General features: G+C 60.3%; 21 protein-coding genes. 12 read left to right on the forward strand and 9 right to left on the reverse strand.

Going from position 1 to position 23113, the window contains the following annotated elements:
• Positions 1-43 precede the first annotated feature (43 nt).
• The 8 genes from D3P04_RS16435 (at position 44) to D3P04_RS16470 (ending at position 6654) form a co-directional block, all read left to right on the forward strand.
• A complete protein-coding gene (locus D3P04_RS16435) occupies positions 44-742 on the forward strand; it encodes a paraquat-inducible protein A (protein ID WP_119750831.1) in 699 nt (232 codons plus the stop codon).
• Positions 739-1434 (forward strand): paraquat-inducible protein A, encoded by a 696-nt coding sequence (locus D3P04_RS16440; protein WP_119750832.1) that lies wholly within the window; start codon positions 739-741, stop codon positions 1432-1434. Before D3P04_RS16435 ends, D3P04_RS16440 begins: the two co-directional genes overlap by 4 nt.
• On the forward strand, positions 1431-3491 hold the full coding sequence (locus tag D3P04_RS16445) for a PqiB family protein (RefSeq protein ID WP_119750833.1): 2061 nt from the start codon (positions 1431-1433) through the stop codon (positions 3489-3491). The genes D3P04_RS16440 and D3P04_RS16445 overlap by 4 nt, the downstream gene beginning before the upstream one ends.
• 1 nt (position 3492) lies before the next feature.
• Positions 3493-4137, forward strand: coding sequence for a PqiC family protein (locus D3P04_RS16450; protein ID WP_232845048.1), 645 nt, complete (start codon positions 3493-3495; stop codon positions 4135-4137).
• Positions 4138-4240: 103 nt separating this feature from the next.
• Complete coding sequence (locus D3P04_RS16455; protein ID WP_408634386.1) at positions 4241-5155, forward strand: tetratricopeptide repeat protein; 915 nt, start codon at positions 4241-4243, stop codon at positions 5153-5155.
• Entirely contained in the window at positions 5155-5781 is a 627-nt protein-coding gene (locus D3P04_RS16460) for an LON peptidase substrate-binding domain-containing protein (RefSeq protein ID WP_119750835.1), read from the forward strand. The genes D3P04_RS16455 and D3P04_RS16460 overlap by 1 nt, the downstream gene beginning before the upstream one ends.
• Positions 5778-5972: a Trm112 family protein gene (locus D3P04_RS16465; protein WP_119750836.1), complete on the forward strand. Its 195-nt coding sequence runs from the start codon at positions 5778-5780 to the stop codon at positions 5970-5972. Before D3P04_RS16460 ends, D3P04_RS16465 begins: the two co-directional genes overlap by 4 nt.
• Positions 5973-5979: 7 nt before the next feature.
• On the forward strand, positions 5980-6654 hold the full coding sequence (locus D3P04_RS16470) for a rhomboid family intramembrane serine protease (RefSeq protein ID WP_119750837.1): 675 nt from the start codon (positions 5980-5982) through the stop codon (positions 6652-6654).
• Between the two features lie 341 nt (positions 6655-6995).
• Here the strand turns inward: D3P04_RS16470 and cysN are convergent, their stop codons facing one another.
• From cysN to D3P04_RS16505, 7 genes are all read right to left on the reverse strand, one after another.
• Positions 6996-8918: a sulfate adenylyltransferase subunit CysN gene (cysN, locus tag D3P04_RS16475; protein ID WP_119750838.1), complete on the reverse strand. Its 1923-nt coding sequence runs from the start codon at positions 8916-8918 to the stop codon at positions 6996-6998.
• Positions 8918-9853 carry a sulfate adenylyltransferase subunit CysD gene (cysD, locus tag D3P04_RS16480; protein WP_119750839.1) on the reverse strand — a complete coding sequence of 312 codons (936 nt, stop codon included), beginning with the start codon at positions 9851-9853 and terminating at the stop codon, positions 8918-8920. The genes cysN and cysD overlap by 1 nt, the downstream gene beginning before the upstream one ends.
• A gap of 171 nt (positions 9854-10024) precedes the next feature.
• Positions 10025-10783, reverse strand: a complete 759-nt coding sequence (locus D3P04_RS16485; protein WP_119750840.1) for a LamB/YcsF family protein — start codon at positions 10781-10783, stop codon at positions 10025-10027.
• Positions 10780-11793, reverse strand: a complete 1014-nt coding sequence (locus D3P04_RS16490) for a 5-oxoprolinase subunit C family protein (RefSeq protein WP_119750841.1) — start codon at positions 11791-11793, stop codon at positions 10780-10782. The genes D3P04_RS16485 and D3P04_RS16490 overlap by 4 nt, the downstream gene beginning before the upstream one ends.
• Complete coding sequence (locus tag D3P04_RS16495; RefSeq protein ID WP_119750842.1) at positions 11790-12542, reverse strand: 5-oxoprolinase subunit B family protein; 753 nt, start codon at positions 12540-12542, stop codon at positions 11790-11792. The genes D3P04_RS16490 and D3P04_RS16495 overlap by 4 nt, the downstream gene beginning before the upstream one ends.
• An 11-nt stretch (positions 12543-12553) precedes the next feature.
• On the reverse strand, positions 12554-13693 hold the full coding sequence (locus D3P04_RS16500) for an alkane 1-monooxygenase (RefSeq protein ID WP_119750843.1): 1140 nt from the start codon (positions 13691-13693) through the stop codon (positions 12554-12556).
• Complete coding sequence (locus D3P04_RS16505) at positions 13690-14730, reverse strand: A/G-specific adenine glycosylase (protein ID WP_119750844.1); 1041 nt, start codon at positions 14728-14730, stop codon at positions 13690-13692. Before D3P04_RS16505 ends, D3P04_RS16500 begins: the two co-directional genes overlap by 4 nt.
• Before the next feature lie 85 nt (positions 14731-14815).
• On the opposite strand from D3P04_RS16505, the gene D3P04_RS16510 reads away from it, so the two are divergent.
• Positions 14816-15358 (forward strand): DUF721 domain-containing protein, encoded by a 543-nt coding sequence (locus D3P04_RS16510; RefSeq protein ID WP_119750845.1) that lies wholly within the window; start codon positions 14816-14818, stop codon positions 15356-15358.
• Positions 15352-15993, forward strand: a complete 642-nt coding sequence (locus D3P04_RS16515; protein ID WP_119750846.1) for a DsbA family protein — start codon at positions 15352-15354, stop codon at positions 15991-15993. Before D3P04_RS16510 ends, D3P04_RS16515 begins: the two co-directional genes overlap by 7 nt.
• A gap of 57 nt (positions 15994-16050) precedes the next feature.
• Here D3P04_RS16515 and D3P04_RS16520 read toward each other — a convergent pair whose 3' ends face one another.
• On the reverse strand, positions 16051-17130 hold the full coding sequence (locus D3P04_RS16520; RefSeq protein ID WP_119750900.1) for an ABC transporter ATP-binding protein: 1080 nt from the start codon (positions 17128-17130) through the stop codon (positions 16051-16053).
• A 204-nt stretch (positions 17131-17334) separates the two neighbouring features.
• Between D3P04_RS16520 and glpK the strand changes: the two genes are divergently transcribed.
• Complete coding sequence (gene glpK, locus D3P04_RS16525) at positions 17335-18813, forward strand: glycerol kinase GlpK (RefSeq protein ID WP_119750847.1); 1479 nt, start codon at positions 17335-17337, stop codon at positions 18811-18813.
• Between the two features lie 69 nt (positions 18814-18882).
• The gene (locus tag D3P04_RS16530; RefSeq protein ID WP_119750848.1) at positions 18883-19464 is read left to right on the forward strand and encodes a transglycosylase SLT domain-containing protein; all 582 of its coding nucleotides are present in this window, start codon (positions 18883-18885) and stop codon (positions 19462-19464) included.
• A 242-nt stretch (positions 19465-19706) separates the two neighbouring features.
• On the opposite strand, the gene carB is transcribed toward D3P04_RS16530, so the two are convergent.
• Positions 19707-23045 (reverse strand): carbamoyl-phosphate synthase large subunit, encoded by a 3339-nt coding sequence (gene carB / locus D3P04_RS16535; protein ID WP_119750849.1) that lies wholly within the window; start codon positions 23043-23045, stop codon positions 19707-19709.
• Between the last annotated feature and the right edge of the window lie 68 nt (positions 23046-23113).

The following is a 23113-nucleotide window of genomic DNA, read 5'->3' on the forward strand; positions in this document are numbered from 1 at the left end:
CTTGCCTGCTTGCGCCTGCCCGCTGCCGGTCTATCTTGTAGGCATGGATACAAATGGCGAACGTGGCTATAATCTTGAAACCGGCGAGGGGCTGATGGCCTGTCCTCGCTGCGATGCGCTTCATATCGAAGAAGAACTTATCGCCGGTGAAACGGCCCGCTGCATTCGCTGCGGAACGGTTCTTGCCAATCCACGCGGCGGCGCGTTCCTTCAGCTTATCGCTTTGGCCTTTACGACGATGGTTCTGATGGTCGGCGCGATGTTCTTTCCCTTTCTGGAAATCTCGCGGATGGGTTTCGGCAATGCGACCTCGCTTTTCGGTGTGGCGCTTTCCTTTGCCGATGGCGTGTTGCTGCCGCTGGTGCTGGCGGTTCTGCTGATGATTGTCGGATTGCCGGTGCTGCGTTCGTTCCTGCTGCTTTATACGCTGGTTCCACTGGCACAGGGCCGTCCTGCCCGTCGTCATGCTGCCACGGCTTTTCGCCTGTCGGAGCATCTGCGCCCGTGGTCGATGGCCGAGATTTTCGTCATCGGTACCTCGGTCGCCCTGGTCAAGGTTGCCGGTTTGGCCAGCGTACATCTTGGTCCGGCCTTCTGGGCATTCTGTGCGTTGATCTTTGTCAATATCGCGTCGCGGGGTTTCATGTGTCAGACTACCATCTGGGACGCGATCGAAGACAGCGGCGTGAAGACGGATGGCCGGGAAATGGCTGAAACGCCAAAACCCGGCATATCCACATGAATGGCGAAACCTCAAACAACCATGATGCCCGTCCGGTGCTGACGGCACATCGGGCAGGTCTGATCGGGTGCCATAGCTGCGGGCGGGTCTGGCCCACGGATCACGCCAGATGCGAGCGTTGCGGTGAAACACTTACTCCGCCCGATCGCAGGCGGCTTCAGTTTGTCTGGGCGTGGCTGGCAGCGGGGATCATCACCTATATTCCCGCGAATGTCTTTCCGATGATGAGCACGCAGACCTTTGCGGGCCTCCAGGGCAGCTCCGAGGCGACGATTCTGGAGGGCGTGGTGGAACTGATCCATCATGGTAGCTACGATATCGCGGCCATCGTATTCGTGGCCTCGGTCGTGGTGCCGATTGCCAAATTCGTGGCCATTTCCTGGCTGGCGCTTGTTGCCGGTCGTCCCGCGACTGTCGAACAGGCGCATGTCAGGCTGAAAGTATATGAAGTTGTCGAATTCATCGGACGCTGGTCCATGATCGATGTGTTCGTGGTGGCGATCCTTTCGGCACTGGTGCAATTGGGCTTCGTCGCGTCGATTCATCCGGGACCGGCGGCGGTTTCTTTTGCCTTGTCAGTTGCTTTTACGATGCTTTCTGCGCAAAGTTTCGATCCAAGGCTGATCTGGCGGGGGCTTCCCCTCCGCAGCCGGAGTGACGGTAAAGATGTGCAGGAAACACGGGCAGAATGAGCGATACCCAAGGTCCGATCAAACCGGCAAGCCCGGTGCGTAAAACTGCGGCACGGGCAGCGCAGGCCGGTGTCAATATCGTATGGCTGGTGCCAATTCTGGCGCTGGTCGTGACGCTTGGCGTTGCATGGAATTCCTATGCCAATCGTGGTGCCCTGATCGAGGTTGAGTTTGCCGATGCGACCGGCATCACGCCCGGGGAAACCGCCTTGCGCTTCCGCGAGATTACCGTTGGACAGGTTGAATCGGTCAGGTTCACACCGGATCTTTCCAAGGTCAGCGTTCAGATCCGTATCGATTCCGATGTGGCGCAATATATCGACGATCAGGCCAGTTTCTGGATCGTCCGCCCTCAGGTGACGGCTCAAGGGGTTACCCGGCTTGATACCGTGCTGTCGGGGGCGTTCATCGAGGGTTACTGGGATTCCGAGGTTTCTACCCGGGAAACGCATTTCACCGGACTCGAACGCCCTCCGCTGGTCCGCAGCGATGCCGAGGGAAGCTGGATCGTTCTGCGAATGACAAATGCCGATGGGATCTCGGAGGGTGCGCCGATCCTGTATCACGGGGTTCAGGTCGGCCAGATGGACAATATCCGCCTGGCCGAGGATGGCTCGGACATGGTGGTTGCCAATGCCTTTGTCGAGGCACCGCATGACAAGCGTCTGACGACTGCGACAACCTTCTGGGATACGTCGGGTTTCTCGCTTTCCCTGGGCACGAGCGGGGTATCGTTCAATGTTAACTCTCTTGCGTCACTGCTGCAGGGCGGCGTTGCCTTTGACACGCTAGCCTCTGGTGGCAGGCAGGTCGAGACGGGGCAGGTCTTTACCGTCTACCCCGATGAAGACACCGCCAGAAGCAACATGTTCATCGAGGATCAGTCCGAACAGCTTCATCTGAATGTGCTGGTGGATAATTCCGTTTCCGGTCTTTCCAAAGGCTCGGACGTTCAGTTCTTCGGGCTCAAAGTCGGCACGGTCACCAATATTTCCGTTTTCGTGCAAGAGCCGGATAACGAGGATATGCCGCCGGTCACTCTGCAAAGGGTAACGATCGCGGTTTCGCCCAGCAGGCTGGGGCTGGATACCGATGCGACGCCCGAGGATGCGCTTGAATTCCTGCAGGATTCGGTTCAGTCGGGCCTTCGCGCCCGGGTTGCCAGCACCGGCTTCTTCGGCAGTGCCCTGATGATCGAGCTGGTCAATATTCCGACCGCACCCGCGGCCGAGATCGATATGGACGCCAAACCCTACCCGATCGTTCCTGCGGTCGAGGGAGATCTGTCCAACTTCACGCAAACCGCCGAAGGATTCATGAACCGTATCGGTGATCTGCCGATCGAACAGGTGCTGGTATCCGCGACCGACATGATGGACAGCATCACCGCAATCGCCAGCGCACCGGATACGAGGGCAATTCCCGAAACTCTGCGCAAAACCATTGACGAGGCACAGACGGCCCTGATCGATGTCACGACGATCACGAAAGAGCTTCGTGAAAGCGGCGCGGCAAAGAATATGGGCACCATGGTCGACGAGGCAACCGCGGCCTTCATATCCGTCCAGGAGGCTGCTGACGAAGTCCCTGCAATGGTGGAAGAAATCGATCAGATTGCCGCGAAGATCAACGAGGTGGATTTCGCGGCCATCGGCACTCAGGCAGAGGGCATATTGGCGGATCTCCGGGCGATGCTTGGCAGCGAGGATGCCGAAGCATTGCCGCGCAATCTGTCCAATACGCTTGAAGCCGCCGCGGGGCTGCTGAACGACCTGCGGGACGGCAATGCCACCGAAAGCCTGAACAGCGCGTTGAATTCGGCAAGTGTCGCCGCCGACGAAATCGCGAAAGCCGTTCAGGATCTGCCCGAACTGATCCAACGTCTGCAAGCCACCGCGGCGCGTGCCGATGCGGTTCTTGCGGCATATGGCAACCGTTCGGCATTCAATACCGAGGCCATCAACATGCTGCGCGAATTGCGCCGGGCGACGGAATCATTTGGCTCTCTGGCCCGCATGATCGAACGTAATCCGCGCGCCTTCATTCTGGGACGATGACATGAATACGAAGTTTCACCCGGTGCGTATTTCCGCCCTGCTGCTGGGCATGCTGCTGACGCTGACCGCCTGTTCGAATCCAGAGAAGACCGGCAGATTCCTGATCGATCCCCCTTCCGGATCCGGACAGGTGCCGAACCGTCTGGGATCCGCAGAGCTCAAGGATGTGTCGCTGCCTGAATATGCCTCTGATCAAGAAGTGATGTGGCAGACCGAAGATGGCGCAATCCGTTCGAACCCCGACAATCTCTGGGCGGACAATCCCCAGCGCGCCTTCACCCTTGCCCTTGCGCGGGAAATCTCGGACATCTCGGGCGCGACAGTCATCGGCGAGCCCTGGCCTCTGGCCGAGCCTCCGCAGCGCGAGCTTGTCGTCCGGGTCGAAAAGGCGCTTGCGCAGGCCGATGGGATCTATCGCCTGAGCGGGCGTTATTTCGTGTCGGATCAATCCAGCGGCGGCACGAATCATGCCCGCAGCTTCGATATTTCCGTTCCGCTGCAAGGAAATCAGCCCGCCGCGATCGCGCGCGCGATGTCGCAGGCGATCGGCCAGCTTGCCGGGCAGATCGCCACTCTTGGCGGGCCGGGCCGGACGATTGCGACCAGCGCATCGCCTGATCCATTTGCACTGGACCCGATTTTCTGATGAACAGGCCGCTGACCCGGTTTTGCGCGGATCTGCCCTTTCGTTCGGGCGTCTCGCGCCCCATATTGCGGGCAACCGTTGATCTCAGCCGATTGGGGGCAAAATGACCATGCTGTTCGATGGCGCCGATAACGCGCCACAGACTGGTGAATTCATCCGCGACGTGACCGAAGCCGATTTCATGGCCGAAGTTGTCGAGAAATCCATGGAAGTTCCGGTCGTCGTGGATTTCTGGGCGCCGTGGTGCGGCCCGTGCAAGACGCTTGGCCCACAGCTCGAGGCCGAAGTGGCGCGGCACAAAGGCCGGGTCCGCATGGCCAAGGTCAATATCGACGAAAACCAGATGATTGCCTCGCAATTGCGCGTGCAATCCGTTCCAACCGTCTATGCCTTCTTTCAGGGCCGCCCCGTGGATGCCTTTCAGGGCGCGGTTCCGCAAAGCCAGATCAAGCAATTCGTGGATAAGTTGGCAGCGCTTCCCGGTGACGACGGCGGTTTGTCCGAGGCACTTGCCGCAGCCGAGTCGATGCTTGACGAAGGCGCGGCAGGTGACGCGATCGAAACCTTTGCCGCCATTATCGGCGAAGAGCCCGAGAATGCCGAGGCCTGGGGCGGCCTGATCCGCGCGCATCTGGCAGCCGGAGACGCGGCGGCTGCCGCTTCGACATTGCAGCAGGTGCCTGCCGGAATTGCCGAATCCGCACCGGTCGAGGCCGCGAAGGCACAACTGCAACTGGCCCAGCAAGCCGAGGATGCCGGTCCTATCGGTGATCTGCAGGCGCGTGTCGAGGCGAATCCCGACGATCAGGAAGCGCGGTTGGAATATGCCAGGGCGCTTCATGCTGCCGGTCAGGTCGAAGAGGCGGTGGATACGCTTCTGGACAGTTTCCGCCGCGACCGCGAATGGAATGATGGTGCGGCCAAGGCGCAGCTTCTGACGATTTTCGAAAGCCTCAAGCCGAATGATCCGATTGGCCAGAAGGGCCGCCGCCGGCTTTCCTCGCTGATCTTCGCGTGATGGCTTTCCGGTTCGATCTGCCCTCGCGGATCGCGCTGTTTCCGCTGGCCGAAGCGGTCATGCTGCCTCGCGCCAAACTGCCATTGCATGTTTTTGAGCCCCGTTATCTTCAGATGCTTGACGACACGCTGAAAACCGATCACCGGCTGATCGGTATGATCCAACCCGTTGACGGCGGGCTGGCCGATATCGGTTGCGCGGGACGGCTTGTCGCCTTCTCTGAAAGCGACGACGGGCGGATGATGATAACATTGCGTGCCGTCTCGCGATTCCGCCTGACCGGGATCGAGGAAGGTTTCGCCCCATATCAGCAAGCGCAGATAGATTGGGCGGAATTCGCGCGGGATCTTGGCGGGCCGGAATTCGATCCCGACCTTGACCGCCCGGCTTTACTGGACAGGCTGTGCCGTTATGCCGAGTTGCGCCAGCTTTCGACCGATCTGAAAGAGGCGGGGAAAGCTGCCGACGAAGTCCTGATCAACGCATTTTCAATGCTGTTGCCCTTTTCACCGGGCGAAAAGCAGGCTTTGCTTGAAACCCGAACCCTGACCGAGCGCCGGGAACTTCTTGAGGGGCTGATCGACTATGCCCTTCGTTGCGGCGAAAGTGACGAGCCTTTGCAATGACAGATAAAGCGTGCCCCGAATTCGACCGCCACATGCTGGAGGCCCTTGTATGTCCAGTGACCCATACGGCGCTGCATTACGACCGCGACCGGCAGGAACTTGTGTCGAAAGCCGCGGGGCTGGCATTTCCGATCCATGCGGGCATCCCGATCATGCTGATCGACGAGGCTCGCCAGATCAAGGCGGATTAAGCATCTGATGGCACTCGACCGCCCTTCCCTGCCTTTGTGGATCAGGATGCTGATCGTCTCGTGCTGTGCGATCGAGGCGGCTTTTTGGCTGGCTCCGATTGTGGGGTTCGATCAGCCGTTGCGGGCGATGGCAAATCTGGTCGGTGCGTTCTGGCCGCCGGTTTTCCAAAGCGGGAAAGGTCTGTATCCGGGTCAGTCCATCGCAATGTTCCTGACCTATGGGCTGTTGCATGGCGGATTGATGCATCTGGCGATGAACATGTTTTCCCTTGCCGCGGTGGCAAGGGAACTTGCCCGCTTCATGCGTCCCCTGCGGATGGGTCTGGTCTATCTTGTTTCACAGGTTGCCGCTGCCCTGGCATTTGCCTGGATGTCTTCACTGACGGCGCCGATGGTTGGCGCGTCCGGTGCGATTTTCGGGCTTGCCGGTGCGTTGATCGGTCAGGCAATCAAGTGGCGTCTTCATAACGCGATGTCGATGCGACCGATCTGGCGGACGGTGCTGATCATCGGCGGGCTGAACGTCGCCCTGACTTTCGCTGTGCCCAATATCGCATGGCAGGCGCATCTGGGCGGAACCGTGGCGGGTTTTGTTCTGGGGCTTCTGCTGCCGCTGAGACCGGAATTCAAGCGACCGCGCCGGTCGCGTTTTCCAACGGTAAATCCACCGAATACGCGATAAAGGGCAGGGATCAGGCGGGCTGATTTATCGGAATGATCATCGGCGGGCCTTGATTCCGGGTGGGGATATGGCGGCAGTGAAAGCATCGCATTCCGCGTCCATTCAATGCAGAGACATACTCCAGAGCGCATCACGCCTCCCGGATCGCTTCCCCTTCTTCTTTGTCCAAATACCTCGGGGTCGCCGGCGGGTCGCGCCACTGGTTCGAGAGACCTGCCGGCGACGGGGCGGCGCCCCAGGCCGTAGCGGGACGCAAATAACCGGCGTTTCCGGTTCAACGCGACCTGTTCTAATCGGAAGCGGACGCGAACGTCCGCCTCCATGATACAAAGCGATATCCGTCAGCGCGATGACTTGAGGATATAATCGACCACCTTTTCGGCGGCTTCTTCGGCACTCAGCTCGACTGTGTTGACGGTCAGCTCTGCGGTTTCGGGCGCTTCATAGGGACTGTCTATGCCGGTAAAGTTCTTCAGCTCGCCTGCGCGAGCCTTCTTGTACAGACCTTTGACGTCGCGCTGCTCGGCGACTTCAAGCGGCGTGTCCACATAGACCTCGACGAACTCGCCATTGGTCAGAAGTTCCCGGACCATCCGCCGCTCGGAACGGAAGGGCGAGATGAACGCCGTCAGCACGATCAGTCCGGCATCGGTCATCAGCCGCGAGACTTCGCCCACGCGGCGGATGTTTTCGACCCTGTCCGCATCGGTAAAGCCCAGATCGCGGTTCAGACCGTGGCGAACGTTGTCGCCATCCAGAAGGAATGTGTGCTTGCCAAGCGCATGCAGCTTCTTCTCGACGATATTGGCGATGGTCGATTTGCCCGAACCCGAAAGCCCGGTGAACCAGACCACAGCGGCCTTCTGGTTCTTGAGCGAAGCATGTGCGTCACGGTCCACATCGACGGCCTGCCAGTGGATGTTCTGGCTGCGACGCAGGGCGAATTTGATCATCCCCGCCGCGACTGTGGCATTCGTCATGCGGTCGATCAGGATGAAGCCGCCAAGATCCGGGTTCTTGTCATAAGCCTCGAACGGGATCGCCCGGTCGGTCGAGATATTGACCGCGCCGATCGCGTTCAACCCCAGCGTCTTCGATGCCAGATGCTCAAGCGTGTTGACGTTCACCTCGTATTTCGGCTCGGTCACGGTCGCGGTGACGCTTTGCGTGCCGATCTTGAGGATATAGGGACGGCCCGGCAGCATTTCCTCTTCGGACATCCAGACCAGCGTTGCCTCGAACTGGTCGGCGACCTCGCAGGGTTCATCGGATTTCACGATCACATCGCCGCGTGAACAGTCGATCTCGTCTTCGAAGGTCAGCGTCACGGACTGTCCGGCAATCGCCTGATCCAGATTGCCGTCATAGGTGACGATGGATTTGACGCGCGTGGTCTTGCCCGAGGGCAGAACCCGGATCGCGTCGCCCGGACGCACCACACCCGCGCCGATAAAGCCGGCAAAGCCGCGGAAATCCAGATTGGGACGGTTCACCCATTGCACGGCCATGCGGAACGGATGGTCCTGCATGCGCGCATCACTGATCGGAGCCTGCTCCAGATGGCCCAGCAGGGTCGGACCCTGGAACCAGGCCATATGTTCGCTTTTGGTGACGATATTATCGCCTTTCAGCCCCGAAATCGGGATCGGAAGAAAGCTTTCCATGCCGATCTGCTTGGCGAAATGCGAATATTCGCCGACGATCTCGTAGAACCGCTCGGCCGAGTAATCGACCAGATCCATCTTGTTGATCGCCAGCACGACATTACGGATGCCAAGCTGGTTCACAAGATAGCTGTGACGCTTGGTCTGCGTCAGCACACCCTGACGCGCATCGATCAGGATCACGGCCAGATCGGCGGTCGAGGCGCCGGTCACCATGTTGCGGGTATATTGCTCGTGGCCGGGCGTATCGGCGACGATGAATTTCCGCTTGTCGGTGGCGAAGAAGCGATATGCCACGTCAATGGTGATGCCCTGTTCGCGCTCGGCGGCAAGACCATCGACCAGAAGCGCGAAATCGATCTCGCCTGCCTGCGTGCCGACATTTTTCGAGTCGTTCTCCAGACTGGCAAGCTGATCCTCGAAGATCATCTTGCTATCGTAAAGCAACCGCCCGATCAGCGTCGATTTGCCGTCATCGACCGAGCCGCAGGTAATGAAGCGCAGCATGGTCTTGTGCTGATGCTTCAGCAAATAGGCGTCGATATCCTCGGCGATCAGTGTATCGGTGAGGTATACGGGATCTTTGGTATCCAGGGTCATCAGAAATACCCCTCTTGTTTCTTTTTCTCCATCGAGGCGGCGCTATCGTGGTCGATCGCGCGTCCCTGACGTTCGGACGTGGTGGTCAGCAGCATTTCCTGAATGACCTCGGGCAAAGTCTTCGCTTCGGATTCAACCGCGCCGGTCAGCGGATAGCAGCCAAGCGTCCGGAAGCGCACCGATTTCATTTGCGGAACTTCACCTTCGTTCAGCCGGAAACGGTCGTCATCCACCATGATCAGCAATCCGTCACGCTCGACCACCGGACGAGGCTCCGAAAAATAGAGCGGCACGATCTCGATGCCTTCCAGATGGATATATTGCCAGATGTCCAGCTCGGTCCAGTTCGACAGCGGGAAGACCCGGATCGATTCGCCCTTCGCCTTGCGGGTGTTGTACTGCCGCCAAAGCTCGGGCCGCTGGTTCTTCGGGTCCCAGCGATGATTGGCCGAGCGGAACGAGAAGATCCGCTCTTTCGCGCGGGATTTCTCTTCATCGCGACGGGCGCCGCCGAAAGCGACGTCGAAATTATACTTGGTCAATGCCTGTTTCAGACCGTCGGTCTTCCACATATCGGTGTGCAGGCTGCCGTGATCGAACGGGTTGATGCCTTTCTCGACAGCTTCGGGATTGTGATGCACGATCAGCTTCATCCCGGCATCTTCGGCCGCGCGGTCGCGCAACTCGTACATGGCGCGGAACTTCCACGTCGTGTCGACATGCATCAGCGGGAAAGGCGGAGGGGCCGGATAAAACGCCTTCTTCGCCAGATGCAGCATACAGGCGGAATCCTTGCCTACGGAATATAACATCACGGGGTTGTCGGCATTTGCCACAACCTCGCGCATAATGTGAATGCTTTCAGCTTCAAGACGCTGCAAATGAGTCAGCGTTGCCGTGCTGAGTTCAGGTTCAGTGGCGGGCTGGGTTGTCATGGCTATAACTCTTTGTCCTATGCGGTCTGGCATGTGGCAGATCTGGGCGATAATACCAAGGGGGTGCAGCAGAATTACGCTTAAGATTCTGCTTAAATCGGCAAAGTTTGTGTAAACTCTTCATGATTTGAGTGGCTTCGACCTGGTTGCGGTTCATGGCCGGAATGCGGCCTAGTCAAATCGCTTGACCTCGATTCCGGCGTCGGTCAGGGTTTTCTTCACTGTTGCGGCCATAGCCACCGCCTGCGCAGAATCGCCGTGGACGCAAATCGTGTCGATTCGGCACGGTATGCGTTTGCCGCTGCCGGTGATGATCGCGCCCTCGCGGATCATCTCGACCATGCGTTTCCCCGCCTCGTCCGGATCGTGCAGCACCGCTCCGGGCTGGCCGCGATCGACCAGTGAGGCATCGTCGTTATACGCCCGGTCCGCGAAAATCTCGGAAGCATATGCCGCGCCCAGATCGCGCGCCGCAGCCTCCAGTGCCGTACCGGCCAGCACGACAAGGACCAGTGACGGATCGACCTTCAGGACGGCATCATAGCAGATGCGGGCAAGCTCGGGCTCGTCCGTGGCCATGTTCGACAGCGCCCCGTGCAGTTTCAGATGCCGCAGCTCCACGCCCGCCATGCGCGCCATACCGATGGCCGCGCCGACCTGATAGGCAACCATGTTTCCCAGTTCTTCCGCGCCCAGCCGGATGCGCCGGCGGCCAAATCCCTGCAGATCGGCGAATCCCGGATGGGCGCCGATACCGACGCCGCGAGCATGGGCAAGACTCATGGTGCGGGCCATCACATCAGGGTCTCCGGCATGAAAACCGCAGGCGATATTGGCCGAGGTGACGATATCCAGAAGCGCATTGTCATCGCCCATCACCCACGGCCCGAAACTTTCGCCCATATCGGAATTGAGATCGACACGCATCATTGATCCTCCAGTTCTCGACCCGCGGTCACACCGCCGATCAGTTGATAAGCCAGCAGATCCGGCATCAGGGCCGGATCGCGGACCAAAGGACGGCAGGCCGCCGCGGCGGTCTGGATTTGCCGGGTTTCGGTTTGCCAAAGCCTGTCCGCCTCGTCCAGTGGCAGACGTTGAAAACGCAGTTTCGCGCCGGGCGCGGCCTGTGCCGCAATCGGCAGATCGGCGGGAATGACCGTCCCGATACGCGGATACCCTCCGATGGTCTGGCATTCGGCCATCAGGACAAAGGGCACGCCATCGCCGGTCATCTGCAAATCCCCCGGCCCGATGAGATCCGAGGCCAGACCCGCCGCCAGATCCGCGGTAAAGTTGCGTGCCGCGTCGAACCTGACCCCCTGGCGATTACCGCGATCCGAGCGGGTGAAGGTGGTTTCAAAGAATGCGGCAAGGATATTGTCACCGAACAGCCCGGTTTGCGGCCCGTCGATTACCCTGATCGTGCCGCCATTGAAGCGGCGGACAGGCTCGATCAGTTGTGGCGGTCGGTCGGGATCGGGATCGTCGCCGACGGGTAGGTTGCAAGCCGATAGCGGAGCGAGAATACCGATACTCAGATGTGCCGAGCGGCTGCCCAGCCATTCCTCGGTTGCCATCCCTCCGGCGGGTGTCAGGTAGCCGTAGCTTCCCGCCTGCACGCCTCCGATCCGCAGGCTTTGCCCCGGCAGGATCAGATGCGATGCGTGCCATTGCAGCGGCGCATCGTCCAGCGTGGCGATCATGGGTGCGCCGGTCAGGGCGATGCGCATCGGTTGGGCGGTTTCGAAAACTCCCCCCGCGCCCGCCATTTCGATTGCGGCCAGCGGCTGATCCGCTCCCAGCAATGCGGCAGCCTCGATCAATGCCAGCCGATCCATCGCGCCGCCGCGCGACAGGCCTTTGGCAAGATGTCCGGGGCGGCCCATATCCTGAACCGTCAGGATGCCATCGGCGCGGCGCAGATGCAGAACGCTCATCGCAACACCTGAAGCTTTGCGCCGCCGGACAGGTCGCCCGTCCGTTCCAGCGCCTCGATCTCGGGGCCCGAGGCTTGAACATAGCGGATCGCGTCGCCCGCCCTGAGCGGCATGGGCGTGTCCTGCCCGGGACGGAAGCTGCGGAATGCCGTGCGCCCGACCTGCCGCCATCCGGTCGTCGACTCAGCGCCGAACATCACGATCTGTCGCACGGCGGTGACGATGGCACCGGCGGGAACGCCCGGCGTAAGACTTGATTGGCGCGGCAGGTTCCATTCCTCGGGCAACAGTCCGATATATGGCTGACCGGGGGCAAAGCCGATGACCAGCACCCGCAGATCCGCTTTGCAGATCCGGCGGATGGCTTCCTCGGGGCGGCAACCGACGATCTGTGCCACTTCCTCAAGCTGGGGACCATACTCGGCCCCGAAGGCAACGGGAATCGTCCATCTTCGGGCAGGCTCGGGCCGGTCTTGCGCATGTTGCCAAATATGCTGTGCGCGTGCCAGCAATTCCTTGGCCAAAGCCGTCCGTGTGGTTTTTGCCGGATCAAATCGCAGCAGGACAGAAACAAGGCCCGGCGCGATCTCGATCACCCCGTCAGGAGTATGATTTTCGGTATCGGCCGCCAGTCGCTGCGCCGCCGCCATCGCCTCCGGCTCGGGGGTCAGTCCAAAGCGCAGCAATACGCCGTCCATTCCCGCCCAAAGCGCCTGGGGTTCCGTGTTCTGTATGGTTTCAAGCGACATGACTGCCTCGTTTACAGAGCATTTCGAGGCATTGGCAGTTCTCCGCGATTATACGGACCCCAGTCCTCGATATCGGGATAGAATTGCCGCCGCCATGCGCGAACGCGTGGATTCATCCGCCGCCGCCACCAGGGCGGAACCATGGCCACGAAGGTCATCGCCGGATAGCCGAAAGGCAATTGCGGTGCCTCGTCCTCGCCATAGGTTTGCAGCAGGGGAAAACGCCGGTCGGGCTTGTAATGATGATCCGAGTGACGCTGAAGGTTGATCAGCAGCCAGTTCGACCCCTTGTGCGAAGCGTTCCAGCTATGGCGGGGCAGGATATGTTCATAGCGGCCCTCGCCCAGATAGCGGCGGGTCAGGCCGTAATGTTCGACGTAATTCGTCAGCTCAAGCTGCCAGACGGCGATAAATGCCTGAAAGACGAACAGCAAAAGCCCCTGCCAGCCGCCCAGCCACAGCGCCAGTATCAGCATGCCAAGCTGGATCGCTGCATAACGCCAGAACGGATTGCGCCGGTCGAACGGCCCTTTGCGCCCCCGCGCAAGCTTGCCGGTTTCGGCACGCCACGCACTGACCGGACCATCGCGCAGCACCCGCCAGAAGAAGCGATAGAAATTCTCGTTATAGCGCGCCGACACAGCGTCACGGGGGGTTGAGACCCATGAGTGGTGAACCAGCAGATGCTCGGTCCGGAAATGCGAATACAGAACCGAGCCCAGCAAAAGATCGCCCAGCCAACGCTCCAGCGCGGTCTTCTGATGCAGTAATTCATGCGCATAAACGATGCCGATAGAGCCGGACAGCACGCCGATTCCAAAGAACAGGCCAAGCTTTTCCAGCCCGGACAGATGTCCCGTGGCGGTCACATACCAGATCGATCCGAAAATCGCCGCGAATTGCAGCGGGAACCAGATGATCGTGACCGCGCGGTGCCAGAAAAGCTGTGGCAGGGCGGTTTCGGGATCGGGGTTATCCTCGTTCAGGCCCAGAACGCCATCAAGCGCCGTGGTCAGATACCATGCATAGGCGGGCAGCAGCATCCACCAGCCCCCCCCCTGCCACGCGGCAAGCGCGACCAGCAGCGGCATGACCGCCGACATCCAGAAAGGCGCGGCTGCGGGAAGAGGGCCGGATGATTTTCCACTCATGCTTGCTCTTTCAGACTGTCATGTTCTGCTTGTGCCACATCCCAGACCTTGCGCATCAATCCCGGCAAACCGTTCCTGTCAAGATCCTGTGCCGGGACCAGATGCCCCCGCTGCGGCGGCCCCGTCAATTTCCCCTGCAGCACTGTCAGGGACAGGTTGAAATGGGTGAACACATGCCGCACCTCTCCGATTTCGCGCCAATCGGCCTGACCGGGCGGAGGCAGATCGCGCCCGTCCCACCCCGTCGAGGGGAAACTCATCATCCCGCCAAGCAATCCTTTGGCGGGCCGTGTTTCGAGTAACAGCGAACCGCCCCGCCACGCCACCCAGACAACGCCTTTCCGGTTCGGCTTGGCAGTTTTCCGCAATTTGCGCGGCAGTTCCGCTGCGATCCCCTGCTGTCGCGCGTCGCAGTCACCGATAAGCGGGCAGATACCGCAGGCAGGGTTGCGCGGCGTGCAGATCGTGGCGCCCAGATCCATCATCGCCTGCGCGTAATCGCCGGGCCTGTGTCCTGGTGTCAGGCCACCGGCAAGGGCCACCAGTTCAGGCTTGGCTGTGGGCAGCGGGGTTTCAACGGCAAACAGGCGCGCCACGACCCGTTCGACATTACCGTCCACGACGGTTTCGGGCAGGTCATAGGCGATGGCGGCAATGGCGGCGGATGTATAGGGGCCGATGCCGGGCAATGCCTGCAAACCTTCACGAGTCGTCGGGAAACCGCCCGCTTCGGAAACCTGCCGCGCACATGCCAGCAGGTTCCGGGCGCGGGCGTAATATCCCAGCCCCGCCCATTCGGCCATCACCCGGGCATCCTCTGCCGCTGCAAGTGCCTGAACTGTCGGCCAGAGACTGGTGAATCGTTCGAAATATGCCTTCACTGCCGCAACCGTGGTCTGCTGCAACATGATCTCGGACAGCCAGACGCGATAAGGATCGGCATTGCCTTTGCCGGGGGGAATACGCCACGGCAAGACGCGGGCATGGCGGTCATACCATTCCAGAAGCTGTGCTCCGATCACCTTGCTGTCACGCAATTTTCAGGACTCCGACCATTCGGCACGCTTTCATCCGGGCCTGCTGCTGGTTAAGGATATATTACGGATAACCGAACAGACAGGTATGGCCCAGATATCGCATAGCCCGAATAAAAGCACAAACCGTCGGAAGCGTGGCTTTCAGGCGGCGTCTTCGGTGCTGGCAAAGCAGGTGCAGAAGGCGGCCGAGGGCCGTGGCTTCGCCGTGACCCGGCTGTTGACGCATTGGCCGGAAGTCGCGGGCGAACAGCTTGCCCGGCAGACCCGCCCGGTGCGCATCAGCTATGGCCGGGGCGGAATCGGCGCGACATTGATCCTGCTGACCACCGGGCCTGCCGCACCGATGGTCGAGATGCAGCTGCCGCAACTGCGCGAGCGTATCAATGCCTGCTACGGCTATAACGCGATTCAGAAAATTTCCCTGACCCAGACTGCCGCAAGCGGTTTTGCCGAAGGTCAGGCTCAGTTTACTGCGGCACCCCGCGAAATGCGGCCGCCGGATCCCGAAGCGCAGGCCGAGGCAAGACAGGTTGCCGGGCAGTTCGAGGATCCGCAACTTGCCGAGGCCATGGCGCGACTGACACTGAATATCTCATCCCGATCAAACCGAAAGGATTCTTCATGCTGACCCGCTCTTTCGTTGCCGCATTGGCGTTGTCGCTGGCAACTCCCGCCTTGGCTCAGGACGAGGCCGCGACCGCCGAGGCCGAAACCGAGGCCAGCCAAGCGCAGACCGTTCCCGACATCGCGTTGGGAGCAGAGGACGCGCCGCTGACAATCATCGAATATGCCAGCTTCACCTGCGGGCATTGCGCCAATTTTCACGAGGAAAACTGGCCCAAGCTGAAATCGGAATATGTCGATACGGGCAAGGTCCGGTTCATCCAGCGCGACGTTTATTTCGATGCGGTCGGCCTTTGGGCTGGTATTCTTGCCCGCTGCGGTGGTGATGATAAATACTATGCCGTATCGGACATGCTGTTCGACGATCAGAAAAAATGGTTGTCCGGCGGTTCGGGCGATGAAATCGCGTCGAATTTGCGCAAGATCGGCCTGAAAGCGGGCATGTCGGAAGAGCAGATGACCGCCTGCTGGGACGACAAGGGCACTGCCGAAAGCCTGATCAAGACCTTCCAGGACAATGCCACCGCGGATGAGATCGAGGCGACGCCGACCTTTATCATCGGTGAGGAAAAGGTGATGAACCAGCCGTGGGATGATATGAAAAAGATCATCGACGACAAACTGGCCGAGGCGGAATAAACCAACGCATGATCCGGTTCGCGGCCCCCTGCCGCTTCTTGGCGAAAGGGGCCGTCTTCACTTTTTCGGAAACACGAAAACCCGGTCGCGGCGCAGCATCAGCCACATCGGCGTATCGGCGCTTGGCAGGAATACCCCCGGAACTGTCGCGTTCAGGGTGATTTCCCCGTTATCGGTGATGAACTCGACCAGGGATTCCCTGCCCAGAAACCGCGCGCGTCTGACACGGGCTAGCGCCGCGCTGCCGTTTTCCGCCGTAGGGGCAGGCCCTCGTCCGGCCCGGTCGAAGTCGATTTTCAGGTGCTGCGGGCGGATGACGATTTCCACTTCTTGCCCGTCCGCAACGCCCGGCGCAAGAAATTCGCCAAAGGGCGTATTCGTTAACGCGCCCTGCACCTTCCCAGTCAGGATGTTGATATCACTGAAAAATCCGGCTGCCTCGCGGTCGACCGGCGCATTATACAGGTTATAGGGCGCGCCCTGCTGCACGATCCGGCCCCGGCGCATCAGCAGGATCTGATCTGCCATGCGCATCGCCTCGTCGGGTTCATGCGTGACCAGCAGGACGGCGGTGCCCTCTTCTTTCAGTAGCGCCAGCGTTTCGTCGCGGATCCCGTCGCGAAGACGCTCATCCAGACCGCTGAAAGGCTCGTCCATCAACAGGATGCGTGGCTGCGGCGCAAGCGCACGGATCAGGGCCACACGCTGTTGTTCGCCGCCCGAAAGCTGATGCGGATAGCTGTCGATATGGGATGACATCTGCACGCGCGCCAGCAGCTCCCGCACCCGGTCGCGATTGGCCGAAAAACCGCCCTTCAGCCCGAAGGCGACATTTTCGCTGACCGGAAGATGCGGAAAAAGCGCGAAATCCTGAAACATCAGCCCGACCGAGCGGCGTTCGGGCGGAACATGTGTCGCGGCATCGCACATGGTTTTGCCATCGACAAGGATATGCCCGCTATCCGGCATATCCACCCCGGCCACCAGCCGGAGCGTTGTGGATTTTCCGCAGCCCGAGGGGCCCAGAAGGCAGGCCACCTGCCCTGCCTCGACCGAAAAACTGACATTTTCCACAACAGCTTGCCCGTTGAAGGAACGGGTCAGGCTTTGAACTTCCAGTCGGGGCGGTGCTGTCACGATGAGACACGCTTTCACCAAGGCTTTTCGTTGCCTAGCAGGCGCGATTTCGCGCTGCAACTGCCATCGGCTCTGCCTGTGCCGTGTTCGGCGTTGAAATATGGTTTTCCGGTCGCACTGTTACGGACAGCGTGAAATGATCCGGGCGCTTCACCCGCAAGGCCACAAAGGCTATCTATAACCAGAATATAGGGGAGGGCAGAGATGACCATTCTGGCAATGGACCAGGGGACGACCTCGTCACGGGCATTGGTGTTCAGCGACGATTTGCAGGTGCAGGCAAGCGCACAGCAGGAATTCGAGCAGCATTTCCCGCGCTCGGGCTGGGTCGAGCATGACGCGGACGACATCTGGACGACCAGCGCCGCGACGGCGCGCGGCGCGATCGAAAAGGCGGGCAATCCGCGTATCGACGCCATCGGGATCACCAATCAGCGTGAGACGGTCCTGATCTGGGACCGCAAGACCGGAAAGCCCATATATCGCGCCATTGTCTGGCAGGATCGCCGGACGGCGGATCTTTGTGACCGGCTGAAGGATGAAGGGCACGAGGATGCCGTCCGGTCGGTGACCGGGCTGCTGCTTGATCCCTATTTCAGTGCGACGAAAATCGCCTGGATGCTGGATAAGGTCGAAGGCGCGCGGGCGCGGGCCGAAGCCGGAGAACTTGCTTTTGGCACGGTGGATTGCTTCCTGATCTGGAAATTGACCGGAGGCAGATCTCATGTGACGGATGCCACGAATGCTTCGCGGACGCTGCTTTACGATATCCGCAAGGGCGACTGGTCCGATGACATGTGCCGTCTGTTCAATGTGCCAAGGGCGATCCTGCCCGATGTTCTGGACAGCGCCGCTGAATTCGGCACCACCCGCGCCGATCTGTTCGGGCGCGAAATTCCCATTCTGGGCGTCGCTGGCGATCAGCAGGCCGCGACCGTGGGTCAGGCCTGTTTCGATCCGGGCATGATGAAATCGACCTATGGCACCGGCTGCTTTGCGCTGCTGAACACAGGCGAGCAGGCCGTGACTTCGGAAAACCGGTTGCTCACGACGATTGCCTATCAGTTGGACGGCAAGCCGGTCTATGCGCTGGAAGGGAGCATCTTCATCGCCGGTGCAGTGGTTCAGTGGCTGCGCGACGGGTTGAAACTGATCCGCGAGGCGAAAGAGACGCAATCCCTGTCCGAGCAGGCCGATGACAGCCAGCAGATCATCATGGTTCCGGCATTCACCGGCTTGGGCGCGCCGCATTGGAACCCGCGGGCTCGCGGGGCGGTGTTCGGGCTGACGCGCAATACCGGACCGGCGGAATTCGCCCGCGCCGCGCTTGAAAGCGTCGGCTTCCAGACCCGCGATCTTTGGCATGCCATGGCTGCGGATTGGCGGGGTACCGGCGATGCGGCGGTGCTGCGGGTCGATGGCGGCATGACCGCCAGCGAGCCGGCAATGCAGTTTCTGGCGGATATTCTGGGTGCGCCGGTTGATCGCCCCGTGAATACCGAAACGACCGCACAGGGCGCTGCCTGGCTGGCGGGTTTCCGCGCAGATTTATGCCCGGGACCACAGGAATATGCCAAAGCGTGGCGGCTGGATCGCAGATTCGAGCCGCAAATGAGCGGGACAGAGCGCGACCGGCGATATTCCGCATGGCAAAGGGCGGTTCAGGCAGTCATGGCGGTCTGATTCGGGCTTTGTGATTTTACGCAAGCGCGTTTTTCCGTAATATTACAAAAAAACGATAAGAGGGCAGTGATGAACAGGTTTCTGAAACTCGCGATCGTCGCGCTTGTCGCCTCATGCGGGGGCGGCAACTACAAGGCGCCACGGAATCTTGACAATGCTTGCGCCATCGTGGCCGAGCGCCCGGCCTATCTGAATGCGATGAGAAAGGCTGAAAGGCGCTGGGGCATACCTGTCCATGTACAGATGGCGACCATCCATCAGGAATCCAAGTTCATCGGCAATGCCCGGACCCCGCATCGCTACCTTCTGGGCGTGATCCCGATGGGACGGCAAAGCAGCGCCTATGGATATTCACAGGCGCTGGACGGCACCTGGGAAGAATATGTCGAGAAAACCGGAAAGCGCCGCGCAAGGCGCGACCGGATCGACGATGCCACCGATTTCATGGGGTGGTATATGGATGGTTCGGCAAGAAGGCTGGGCATCTCGAAACTGGACGCGACATCGCAATACCTAGCCTATCATGAAGGTCGCGGAGGTTTCTCCCGCGGATCCTATCGGTCCAAGGGATGGTTGATAAACGTGGCGAACAATGTTGGATCGCGCTCGGAAACCTATCGCGTGCAGCTGGCATCCTGTGGAAGAGGGTGAATTTTCCCGTCTGAACCGAAATGCCGGTGTTGTGGCGACAGATTGCGTCCCGCGATGGCCGGGGGCGCTGTCCCGTCGCCGGCTGGTCTCTCGAACCAGTGGCGCGACCCGGAGGTATTTGGACAAAGAAGAAGGGGCAGAGATGAATCCGGGCCGGGCGCGAGAGGAGGCAATAGCTATCCTGTGGGCAGGGCCCTTACGAAACGCAGAGCATGATCCTTATATCCCAACAGTGGCGGGTTCTATGCCTGAAGGCTGCGCACGCCTACCTCGCCTTCGTCCCGGGACCTGATCGCGGCGACGGCGGCGATGCTGCCTGCCGCGGTCGTGAAATAGGGGATTTTGTCATATAAGGCGACGGCGCGGATTTCGCGAGAATCCGCAATGGCCTGTACCCCTTCGGTCGTGTTCAGGACCATCGTGATCTCGCCATTCTTCAGCCGGTCAACGATATTGGGGCGGCCCTCATAGACCTTGTTGACGCGCTGCGCCTCGACATTCCTGGCGGCCAGGAAATCGGCTGTCCCGCTGGTGGCGATAATCTGGAAGCCCATGTCGATGAGATCGCGGGCGGCGGAGGCCATGGCGTCGGTCTTGTCGGCATCCTTGATCGACAGGAAGATTTGCCCTTCATGCGGCAAGTTGCTTCCCGCCCCAAGCTGCGCCTTAAGGAAGGCGCGCGGGAAATTGCGGTCCCAGCCCATCACCTCGCCGGTCGAGCGCATTTCCGGGCCCAGCAGCGTGTCGACGCCGGGGAAGCGGGCGAAGGGCATCACTGCCTCTTTGACCGAGAACCACGGGGTATTGGGATCGGCCAATGTCAGCGGATCGGCGAAAGGCAGATCATCCTCGGGGCCGACTCCTTCGGGATAGGGGTCGCGGGCCGGGAAATTCGACATCGGTTCGCCCGCCATAAGCCGCGCGGCAATCGAGGCGATGGCACTGTCGGTCGCCTTGGCCACAAAGGGAACCGTGCGGGAGGCGCGGGGATTTACCTCGAGCACATAGATATCGCCATCCTTGAGAGCGAATTGCACATTCATCAGGCCGACGACATGCAGGGCGCGCGCCATCTCGATGGTCTGGCGCTTCAATTCCTGAATGGTCGCCTGATCCAATGTATGCGGAGGCAGCGAACATGCCGAGTCGCCGGAATGGACGCCTGCTTCCTCGATATGTTCCATGATACCGGCGACATGGACATTTTCGCCGTCGCACAGCGCATCAACGTCAACCTCGATCGCGCCGGACAGGTAGCTGTCCAGCAGCACCGGGTTCTTGCCCGATACCACGACGGCCTCGCTAATGTAGCGTTTCAGGTGATCCATGTCCCGCACGATCTCCATCGCGCGGCCGCCAAGGACATATGATGGCCGGATAACCAGCGGGAAGCCGATTTTTTCGGCGATTGCAATGGCATCGCTGTCGCTATGCGCGATACCGTTGATCGGCTGCTTCAGGTTCAGGTCGTTCAGCAGCTTCTGGAACCGCTCGCGGTCCTCGGCAAGATCAATCGCGTCCGGGGTGGTGCCAAGGATCGGGATTCCCTCGGCTTCGAGCGCGCGCGCCAGTTTCAGTGGGGTCTGGCCGCCGAATTGGACGATGACCCCGTGAAGCGTGCCGTTTTCCTTTTCAACCCGCAGGATTTCCAGAACATGTTCCAGTGTCAAAGGCTCGAAATACAGGCGGTCCGAGGTGTCGTAATCGGTGCTGACGGTCTCGGGGTTGCAGTTGACCATGATGGTTTCATAACCGGCATCGGTCAGTGCGAAACAGGCGTGACAGCAGCAGTAATCGAACTCGATCCCCTGCCCGATCCGGTTCGGGCCACCGCCAAGAATGACGACCTTTTTCGCCGCGGTCGGCCGGGATTCGCATTCGACCTCGCCCATCGCCGGGGATTCATAGGTTGAATACATATAGGGCGTTTGCGCCTCGAATTCGGCGGCGCAGGTATCGATGCGCTTGAAGACCGGGCGGATATCCATCGAAACCCGGGCGCGGCGGATATCATCCTCTTCCCGGCCGGTCAGCATCGCAAGGCGGGCGTCGGTGAAGCCCATCATCTTGAGTGCCCGCAGGTCTTCGGCATCTGCCGGCAGGCCGTTTTCGCGGATCCTGTTCTCGGTATCGACGATTTCGCGCAGGCGTTGCAGGAACCACGGGTCGAAATGGGTGATCCGCTGGATTTCATCATCGCTCAGCCCGAAACGCATAGCTTGGGCGATAACGCGCAAACGGTCGGGCGTCTGTTTCGACAATGCGGCGATGACGGCAGGCTTGCCCTGTTCCGCAAAGCCCTCGATGGCGATTTCGTCCAGGCCGGACAACCCATTCTCCATCGAGGTCAGGGCCTTTTGCAGCGATTCATGGAAGCTGCGGCCGATGGCCATCACCTCGCCCACGGATTTCATCGCGGTGGTCAGTTCGGGCTTGGAGCCGGGGAATTTCTCAAAGGCGAAACGCGGGATTTTCGTGACGACATAGTCGATCGAGGGTTCAAAGCTTGCCGGCGTGACTTTGGTGATATCGTTGTCCAGCTCGTCCAGCGTATAGCCGACGGCAAGTTTCGCGGCGATCTTGGCGATCGGGAAACCCGTGGCCTTGGAGGCGAGCGCCGAGGAACGGCTGACGCGCGGGTTCATTTCGATCACGACCATGCGCCCGTCGGCGGGGTTGATCGCCCATTGCACATTCGATCCGCCGGTTTCGACGCCGATTTCGCGCAGGACCGCGATGCTGCCGTTCCGCATGATCTGATATTCGCGGTCGGTCAGTGTCAGGGCGGGGGCGACGGTGATCGAGTCGCCGGTGTGGACGCCCATCGGATCAACGTTCTCGATAGCACAGACGATGATGGCATTGTCGTTGCGATCCCGCACGACCTCCATCTCGTATTCCTTCCAGCCCAGAAGGCTTTCGTCAATCAGCACCTGTGCCATCGGCGAGGCATCCAGCCCCGAACGTACGATCCGTTCGTAATCGTCGCGATTATAAGCCACCCCGCCGCCGGTTCCGCCCAGCGTAAAGGCGGGCCGAATGATCGCGGGCAGGCCGATTTCCTCGAGCGCCTCCATGGCGGTGTTGACGCCGGCATTGATGTCATATTTGCCATTGGCGAGTTTCGGAGCCGAAACGATGGTCGCAAGCGGGTTTTCCAGCCCGATCCGGTCCATGGCCTCGCGGAACAGCTTCCGGTCCTCGGCCATTTCGATGGCGGAACGCTGCGCACCGATCAACTCGACGCCGTAGCGGTTCAGCGCACCCGAATCGGCAAGCGCAAGCGCGGTGTTCAGACCGGTCTGCCCGCCCATCGTCGGCAGCAGGGCGTCAGGACGTTCCTTGGCGATGATCTTCTCGACGATTTCGGGGGTGATCGGCTCGATATATGTGGCGTCCGCCATTTCGGGATCGGTCATGATCGTGGCGGGGTTCGAGTTGACCAGAATGACGCGATAGCCTTCTTCGCGCAGTGCCTTGCAGGCTTGTGCGCCCGAATAATCGAACTCGCAGGCTTGCCCGATCACGATGGGCCCGGCACCGATGATCAGTATCGATTTGATATCGGTTCTTTTCGGCATGGTCCTGCCCCCGGCATGTCTAGGAGTTGCGCAAATCGTCCGGGGTTATAGCCAAGCGTGGCCTGTGC

Source organism: Paracoccus onubensis (assembly GCF_003591515.1).
Classification (GTDB): domain Bacteria; phylum Pseudomonadota; class Alphaproteobacteria; order Rhodobacterales; family Rhodobacteraceae; genus Paracoccus; species Paracoccus onubensis.

Excerpts from the sequence above, each read along its gene's own strand:
- carB (WP_119750849.1), bottom strand. The coding sequence starts at position 23,045 with ATGCCGAAAAGAACCGATATCAAATCGATACTGATCATCGGTGCCGGG.
- glpK (WP_119750847.1), top strand. The coding sequence starts at position 17,335 with ATGACCATTCTGGCAATGGACCAGGGGACGACCTCGTCACGGGCATTG.
- D3P04_RS16470 (WP_119750837.1), top strand. The coding sequence starts at position 5,980 with ATGGCACTCGACCGCCCTTCCCTGCCTTTGTGGATCAGGATGCTGATC.
- cysD (WP_119750839.1), bottom strand. The coding sequence starts at position 9,853 with ATGACAACCCAGCCCGCCACTGAACCTGAACTCAGCACGGCAACGCTG.
- D3P04_RS16510 (WP_119750845.1), top strand. The coding sequence starts at position 14,816 with ATGGCCCAGATATCGCATAGCCCGAATAAAAGCACAAACCGTCGGAAG.
- D3P04_RS16515 (WP_119750846.1), top strand. The coding sequence starts at position 15,352 with ATGCTGACCCGCTCTTTCGTTGCCGCATTGGCGTTGTCGCTGGCAACT.
- D3P04_RS16435 (WP_119750831.1), top strand. The coding sequence starts at position 44 with ATGGATACAAATGGCGAACGTGGCTATAATCTTGAAACCGGCGAGGGG.
- D3P04_RS16495 (WP_119750842.1), bottom strand. The coding sequence starts at position 12,542 with ATGTCGCTTGAAACCATACAGAACACGGAACCCCAGGCGCTTTGGGCG.
- D3P04_RS16460 (WP_119750835.1), top strand. The coding sequence starts at position 5,155 with ATGGCTTTCCGGTTCGATCTGCCCTCGCGGATCGCGCTGTTTCCGCTG.
- D3P04_RS16455 (WP_408634386.1), top strand. The coding sequence starts at position 4,241 with ATGACCATGCTGTTCGATGGCGCCGATAACGCGCCACAGACTGGTGAA.
- D3P04_RS16500 (WP_119750843.1), bottom strand. The coding sequence starts at position 13,693 with ATGAGTGGAAAATCATCCGGCCCTCTTCCCGCAGCCGCGCCTTTCTGG.
- D3P04_RS16485 (WP_119750840.1), bottom strand. The coding sequence starts at position 10,783 with ATGATGCGTGTCGATCTCAATTCCGATATGGGCGAAAGTTTCGGGCCG.
- D3P04_RS16490 (WP_119750841.1), bottom strand. The coding sequence starts at position 11,793 with ATGAGCGTTCTGCATCTGCGCCGCGCCGATGGCATCCTGACGGTTCAG.
- D3P04_RS16465 (WP_119750836.1), top strand. The coding sequence starts at position 5,778 with ATGACAGATAAAGCGTGCCCCGAATTCGACCGCCACATGCTGGAGGCC.
- D3P04_RS16440 (WP_119750832.1), top strand. The coding sequence starts at position 739 with ATGAATGGCGAAACCTCAAACAACCATGATGCCCGTCCGGTGCTGACG.
- cysN (WP_119750838.1), bottom strand. The coding sequence starts at position 8,918 with ATGACCCTGGATACCAAAGATCCCGTATACCTCACCGATACACTGATC.
- D3P04_RS16445 (WP_119750833.1), top strand. The coding sequence starts at position 1,431 with ATGAGCGATACCCAAGGTCCGATCAAACCGGCAAGCCCGGTGCGTAAA.
- D3P04_RS16530 (WP_119750848.1), top strand. The coding sequence starts at position 18,883 with ATGAACAGGTTTCTGAAACTCGCGATCGTCGCGCTTGTCGCCTCATGC.
- D3P04_RS16450 (WP_232845048.1), top strand. The coding sequence starts at position 3,493 with ATGAATACGAAGTTTCACCCGGTGCGTATTTCCGCCCTGCTGCTGGGC.